The organism is Desulfomarina sp. (genome assembly GCF_054039375.1).
The window spans coordinates 1-2,787 of the sequence record NZ_JBPLBA010000031.1; the positions used below are offsets into that span (position 1 = coordinate 1).

At 45.1% G+C, this 2,787-nt stretch carries 2 protein-coding genes; both read right to left on the reverse strand.

The annotated features are described in order from the left end of the window. Window positions 1-243: 243 nt before the first annotated feature. A complete protein-coding gene (locus ACXLDX_RS01840; RefSeq protein ID WP_457575484.1) occupies window positions 244-777 on the reverse strand; it encodes a 3-isopropylmalate dehydratase small subunit in 534 nt (177 codons plus the stop codon). A gap of 108 nt (window positions 778-885) precedes the next feature. After that, window positions 886-2,169 carry a 3-isopropylmalate dehydratase large subunit gene (locus tag ACXLDX_RS01845; RefSeq protein WP_457575485.1) on the reverse strand — a complete coding sequence of 428 codons (1,284 nt, stop codon included), beginning with the start codon at window positions 2,167-2,169 and terminating at the stop codon, window positions 886-888. Window positions 2,170-2,787: the final 618 nt, after the last annotated feature.

A 2,787-nucleotide genomic window follows, 5' to 3' on the forward strand; every position in this document is an offset into this window, starting at 1 on the left:
TGACCTGGACTGACACTTTTTCATTTGAATTCCTTATCAATTGAGATTTCCAGTGATTTTTGACCGTAGGCTAGCCTGATAAAACAGGCACATCCACAATTTGGCTGAGTTTCATGGGTAATCAAGAAAAAAATAAAAACCCTGTATGATTTGTTTTCAGACAGGGTTTTCCCGTACCTGCCTATGCGGACTGAAGAGATCGTGAAAGCCTGGGCACCTGTAAGCAATTACATCCTGTAAGTGTCAATATTTTTTATCTGCATAGGCCAGCCATCCACCAGCCGCAACAAGTTCCCGGTCAAACTGATTCAGTTCAAATGAGAGACAGAGCTGTGTTTCCTCATGACTGTCTTTTGCCAACAGTTCGCAGGTTTTAAGATCAACTGAAATGGTCACCTCTTGACCGAGTTGAAAAAGCCGGTTTAATTTGTCTTCTGTGAGTTCAATGGCAACAATACCGCAGTTGAACATGTTCTGTCGGAATATCCTGGCAAAGCTCATCGCTATTATTACATTGATATCGTTGACCTCAAAAGCCCAGACGGCATGTTCCCTGGAAGAACCACAGCCGAAATTGGCTCTGGTTACCACAACCTTTGCCTGTTTCATCTGGTCGGATTGATTATCGAATGGTTTTCCATCCAGGAGAAGATCTTCAAGAAGATGTGGTTTGAGTGCAGTTTTTGAGATTTCAGTCAAATATTTTGCTGGAATAATTTCATCTGTATTTATATCGTTTCTGTCCAGAAAAACTGCTGGACCTCCGAATTCTTTCATTGGTATACCTCTTCTGTTTTACATAGCATGAAAATCTGTCCTGCGAAAAATCTTCTTTGTCGCAGGTCAAACATTTCATTGTTTATAACGACATTGGCTCAGGACTGTTTACAAATAATCTCTGGGGTCTGTGATTGTTCCGTTCAAAGCTGTGGCTGCAGCGGAATACGGGCTCATGAGATGGACCATGCCGCCTTTTCCCATCCTGCCGTTAAAGTTTCGATTGGTGGTGGATGCACAACTTTCTCCTTCCGCAAGGACTCCGGAACTCATCCCCAGGCAGGCCCCGCAGGTTGGGTTCAAGACACAAAACCCCGCATCCATAAAGATCGAAATAAGGCCTTCTTCAAGAGCCTGTCTGTATATCAGGGGGGTGGCGGGAGTTACAATACCCCGAACACTGTCTGCCAGTTTTTTGCCCTTAAGAATTGATGCAGCATCACGCAGGTCTTCAATTCTTCCATTGGTGCAGGAGCCTATGTAGATCTGGTCAACCGGAGTACCGACCATTTCATTGATATCTTTAACGAGATCCGGCTTGTACCCGTATGTCACCTGGGGAGCCAGTGTGGTGACATCAATCTCGAGCGATTCAACGTATTCTGCGTCGGGATCTGAGTGATATTGTCTGTACTCGTTCACCGCGTCGTCTATTGTGGCGTAGTCATTCCGGATAAACGGCCAGAGGTATTCCGCTGTGACCCGGTCGGGCAGGCAGATACCGCATGTCGCTCCCGCCTCAACCGCCATATTGCATAAAGTCATGCGGCTTGACATGTTGAAGGATTCAACAACAGGTCCTGTGAATTCAATTATTCTGTCGGTTGCACCGTTTACTGAAATTCTTTTGATGATATTGAGAATAACGTCTTTGGCTGTGACCGATGGCTGCAGTTCTCCGATGATATTGATTTTCATTGTCTCCGGCGCCCTGAAGGAACAGACACCCTTGTAAATACCAACCTCAAGGTCCGTTGTTCCGACACCGGCTGCAAACGCCCCGAATGCTCCGTGGGTACAGGTGTGGGAATCACCCATGATGACGGTATAACCCGGTCTGACAAAACCTTTTTCAGGAAAAAGAGCGTGGCAGACTCCATTTTCTCCGACATCAAAGAAATCTTTGATTTTGTGCCTCCTGGCCCATTCCCTCATGATCTTGCCCTGGGTGGCGGTCTTGGTGTCTTTTGCCGGGGTCACATGATCGATAACAGCCTTTATCCTGTCGGCATCAAACACACTGTCCATACCTTTTTCCATCAGATCCATTATGGCTATGGGGGTTGTGATTTCATGGCACATGACGACATCAAGGTCCAGGATCATATTATCCGGTGAGGGTTGGTCTCGCAGATGGGAGTCAAAGATCTTTTCAGCGATAGTTTTGCCCATTGTTTAAACTCCGTTGTAAAAAATAAAATTTTAATTACGTACAAAACTCAGCCTGCAACTTATGAGTCCGTGGATGTACCTGATACAGCAGGCACATCCACAACCAGGCTGAATTTCATGGGTAATCAGGAATAAAATAGTTGCGATATTCTGAGGAGGATTTTGCGAAACAGAAGTTCAGAATTGAACCGCACCTCCTCTGAAAATATGAAATCAGCATTAATCCGGATTGCGAAAGATACACGAAAAATGGTAACCTTGCCGTAATTTTTACAGGATTGACTCCAGGATAAAACCGGCATGGCCGGACTCTACGGCTCGGCCACAAAAAGCCAATGAAAATCCCGACTGCGGCGATACAACCCTCAGCCGAGGATTTTCGGATAAAATCTGTGCAAAATGTACTTACTCACAGGATTCTTCCGTAGAACCTCTTATTTGAAAAAGGACTATGGGATTTTATAAAGCGGTTTCTGTCTTTTTTATGATTTTATTTTTCAGTCGGCCTCTTCTTGCTGCTCATGGGATTTCCATGGATGGTGAGTTGAAGTATCCATCCGGTTTTAAAAAATTTGACTATTGTTCCTCCCGGGCCATGAAAGGAGGCAGAATCGTTCT